Below are 3,951 nucleotides of genomic sequence, written 5' to 3'. Positions count from 1 at the left end.
GTCTAAGCGATATTTACAACGCTTGGACTAGAAGCTCTGAAATAGAAAAATGGTTTTTGAAAGAAGCCATCTTTACGAACACAGACGGGACTAAGATAGGTAAAGAGGAATCTATTCGGGAAGGTTATAACTACGAATGGCTCTGGTATCTATATGATGATAGGGCAACAGGTAAGATAACAGAAGCAAATGGTTCAGATTTTATCCAGTTTACTTTTGAAGGAGAATGTCTTGTTGATGTGAAGCTATCTGTTCAAAAAAACTATGTTTTAGTAGAGCTTACTCAAAAGAACATACCCACTGACGAAAATAGCATGCGGAATATTAGATTGGGATGCCATAATGGATGGTCATTTTACCTTGTTAATTTAAAATCCATTTATGAAGGAGGTATTGACCTGAGAGGTAAAGACCCGGACTTTAAGCCAATGCTGAATACCTAATCTTAACTCAAATTATCATGAAAATCTCACATTACAGATTTTCAAATTAATATATGTAGTTAACTACGTACTTTTGAACATAAATTTAAAATGTATGAGTAACTCGATATTAATAGAACCCATTTACAACAACTACTGTGCACGAATAATTGATATTATTCTCCCAATCCAACAGATCGAATTTGGAGTGTCAATTACACTGGAAGGTCAACCAGATCTTTTAGATATAGAAACAAATTATCATAAAGATGGCGGCGGATTCTGGGGTGCCTTAAATAACGAAGAACTGGTAGGTACCATAGCTTTAATGAATGTTGGCCATAATACCGGTGTTATCAGAAAAATGTTTGTGAAAAAAGATTATAGGGGTAAGGAATTGAGCATTGCTCAGCACTTGCTTGAATCACTTATTGATTATTGCAGGCAGCACAACATTGCGGATATATATCTTGGAACAGTAGACATTCTTAAGGCTGCATGCAGGTTTTATGAACGAAATGGTTTTGTAAGGATAAAAATGGAGGAGCTTCCATCCTATTTCCCAAGAATGAAGGCCGACAATACGTTTTATCACTTAGATTTGAGAAATTAATGCTTTAATAAGCAATTTGAAATATCAGCACATGAATGTAATCAATGAATCAGGTATCCTGGCCATATCAACAAGACTGCAGCGCTTAAGTGAGCAGTTTCGTAAGGATGGGTTTCTTCTTTATAAAGCGCACCATATAGATTTTGAGCCCAAATGGTTTCCTGTTATTTATACACTGCATTTTAAGCCAGTGTTAAGTGTTGTTGAACTTGCAGCTGAAATTGGTTATACCCATCCCTCAACCATTAGCTTACTAAAAGAGTTGGAAAAAGAAAAGATCATACGATCCAAAAAAGATAAACAGGATGAACGGAAAAGACTCATTTTACTAACTGAAAAAGGTAAAAAACTGCTTGAACAAATGCAGCCTGTATGGGATATAATGGTTTTAGCCTTAACTGATGTAACAAATACTAGCAACAATATCATGAAAGCTATTGCTGAGGTTGAACAAAAACTAGAAGAGCAAAGCTTTTTGGAAAGGGCAAAAAAAATATCGCCACCTGTCAAATAGCTTTTAAGCTAATTCCGGGGTGGCTCTTTTAAAATACAAATGGGTTAGTATCATTAGCATACCTATCATGATAGAGACATCTGCAATATTAAACACACCTGTTTGAAAGATTCCAAAATCTATATGCAAAAAGTCAGTAACTGATCCGTATAATAGTCTATCGTATAAATTCCCAATACCACCGCCGATTACAAAGCTAACCCCAACAATTAATAATCTATCCAATTCGGTTTTGCTCAAAATATAATAGATGCCAAAACCCAATACAAACAATGGTAATAAAGAAAGCAGTACAAACTTAACAGGTACAGGTAGTGCCTCTCCTGAACTTAAAAAAGCACCTGAATTCTCAACCTTAGTTAAGGTAAAATTGTTACTAATGATCTTTATGTTCTCATTATAATCTACATGCTTTCGTACAATACTTTTAGTAACTTGATCGCAACCAATGTTAAACAATACAAGTGATAGAACTAACACCCTTCTAAGAATCTTTCCTGTTATCATTTTCATGTGTTAAATACCCGCTTAATATAGTTATATGTTGTGTATGATTAAAGGTAATTGATTTTTTTTACCAGAATGTTGACATATAAACTCCTTTAGTAACGTAAATATTTAGAACAAACGTTTGCGCAGGGATATAAAAATATTATTTAACAGATTAGCAAAACAAAATCACTTATTCTTTAAATGAGAAAGTTAATTCTATTTTCCATGATGGCTGTCTTTACCTCACAGTCATTTGCACAAAAAGCTGCACCAGATCCAAAAATATTTTGGTCAGAAAGTTTTAAAAGCGGCAAATTACCAGATGGCTGGTTAAATGTTGATAGCAGTAAAAAAGACCTGGCATGGCTAATTACCAATCAGCCATACCCTGGCTCCTATCAATATCAGCAGCAAGCACCTCCTATTGCTTCAAAAAGCCGTGGCTATCATTTACAGTTTCAGGCAGGCTATTTTGTTGATGAAGATCAACCATCATGGGTTAAAAAAAAACAGCATCCCGATACCTGGATGCAGACAGCAGCTATAAACTGCTCTGGCAAATCCTCAGTAATACTTCGTTTTCAGCATACCTTCCGGTATAATAGCGAATTTGCAGCAACTGGAGCTGGTCTTTATGTTGGTGTAAGTACTGATGGCGAGAAATGGACCGACTATAATGTAACTAATAATGTGCCTTCAGCAACGGATATGTTTACTCCTATTAATCAGGAGGTAAATATCACCAAGGTGGCTGCCAGGCAGCAAAAGGTATATCTCCGATTTTATTGGAAGGGTTATTATAGCTGGTATTGGATGGTGGATGATATTGAGTTAGCAGAAGCTTACAATAAAGACCTTGCTATAACGCGCTTAACGTCGCATAACGAGGAAGAAAATACCTTCACTAAAAACGATGTTTTAGCTGTTACAGTTAAAAATAGCGGTATCGAAAGCATTAGATCAAACTTTAAAGTTGTGGGCACTATTGACGGAAAAAAAGAAGTTTCTGCAGATGTTATAGCTAGTAAAAAGCCGATTTCAAGTGGTCAGGAGATCACTGTCAAATTTCCTGCTATTGATTTAACAGACAAGGCAACACACAATTTAAACTTTAGTTTAAAGTTTGACGCAGATGAGAAGCTTTCTAACAACACATTAAAAGCAAAGATAAATGCCAAAGAGACTAAAGTTGGAAACCTCACTGATTTTAAAGCCAATGGAAATGAGTTTAATGTTACGGCTGGGTTTTCGGCTTTTAAAGTAATATTCTATACTGATGATATTTTCAGAATCTGGATGGCGGCTGATGGAGAATTTACCAATCCTGCAGGTAATGATATTGTAGTTAGCTACGATGTTAAAAATCCTGCTGTTAATTCAACCGACAAGGGTAGTTATTACCAAATAAGAAGTAAAGATTGTGTTGTTCGTGTTTACAAACAGCCATTACGCTTTGCGATGTACGATGTAACGGATACTAAACCTATCTGGGAGGAATCTGAGTCAATGTCGTTTGGTGCAAGAACAAAACAAACGATGAAACGCCATAATGACGAATATTTTTATGGCGGAGGTATGCAAAACGGCTATTTTTCTCACAGAGATAAAGATATTCTGATTGAAAAAGGTGGAGGCTGGGATGATGGTGGAAGAGCTAATCCTGCCCCATTCTATATGTCTACCGCGGGTTATGGAGCGTTCAGAAATACATTTGATGCTGGTAAATACTCATTTAAGGAAACACTGAGCTTTACACATAATGAAAACCGTTTTGATTGTTTTTATTTCTTCGGCCCCTCATTAAAACAAATACTTAACGGTTATACTCAAATCACCGGACGCCCATTTTTAATGCCGCGTTGGGCTTTAAGCATGGGCGATGCAAACTGCTATAATCGTGGTGTTAAAGG

5 protein-coding genes are annotated in these 3,951 nt (G+C 36.0%); 4 read left to right on the top strand and 1 reads right to left on the bottom strand.

Annotated elements, in window-relative coordinates; translation table 11 throughout:
* The 3 genes from AC1DG9_RS24550 to AC1DG9_RS24540 form a co-directional block, all read left to right on the top strand.
* Window positions 1-443: SRPBCC family protein (locus tag AC1DG9_RS24550; protein ID WP_477635418.1), on the top strand; the 443-nt coding region annotated here is incomplete at its 5' end.
* A 94-nt stretch (window positions 444-537) separates the two neighbouring features.
* Entirely contained in the window at window positions 538-1,035 is a 498-nt protein-coding gene (locus AC1DG9_RS24545) for a GNAT family N-acetyltransferase (RefSeq protein ID WP_288881751.1), read from the top strand.
* 31 nt (window positions 1,036-1,066) lie between these two features.
* Window positions 1,067-1,549 carry a MarR family winged helix-turn-helix transcriptional regulator gene (locus AC1DG9_RS24540; protein ID WP_337716102.1) on the top strand — a complete coding sequence of 161 codons (483 nt, stop codon included), beginning with the start codon at window positions 1,067-1,069 and terminating at the stop codon, window positions 1,547-1,549.
* A 3-nt stretch (window positions 1,550-1,552) separates the two neighbouring features.
* Here the strand turns inward: AC1DG9_RS24540 and lspA are convergent, their stop codons facing one another.
* Window positions 1,553-2,056 (bottom strand): signal peptidase II, encoded by a 504-nt coding sequence (lspA, locus tag AC1DG9_RS24535; RefSeq protein WP_477622452.1) that lies wholly within the window; start codon window positions 2,054-2,056, stop codon window positions 1,553-1,555.
* Window positions 2,057-2,242: 186 nt separating this feature from the next.
* Between lspA and AC1DG9_RS24530 the strand changes: the two genes are divergently transcribed.
* Window positions 2,243-3,951 (top strand): hypothetical protein (locus AC1DG9_RS24530; RefSeq protein ID WP_477635417.1); only part of this gene is annotated, 1,709 nt, incomplete at its 3' end.

This window comes from Pedobacter sp. 05L430 (genome assembly GCF_056397585.1).
This window is presented reverse-complemented; position numbering and strand designations above follow the sequence as displayed.

What these genes read in the sequence shown, in the direction of transcription:
- AC1DG9_RS24540 (WP_337716102.1), top strand. Translation starts at nt 1,067, where the DNA reads ATGAATGTAATCAATGAATCAGGTATCCTGGCCATATCAACAAGACTG.
- lspA (WP_477622452.1), bottom strand. Translation starts at nt 2,056, where the DNA reads ATGATAACAGGAAAGATTCTTAGAAGGGTGTTAGTTCTATCACTTGTA.
- AC1DG9_RS24545 (WP_288881751.1), top strand. Translation starts at nt 538, where the DNA reads ATGAGTAACTCGATATTAATAGAACCCATTTACAACAACTACTGTGCA.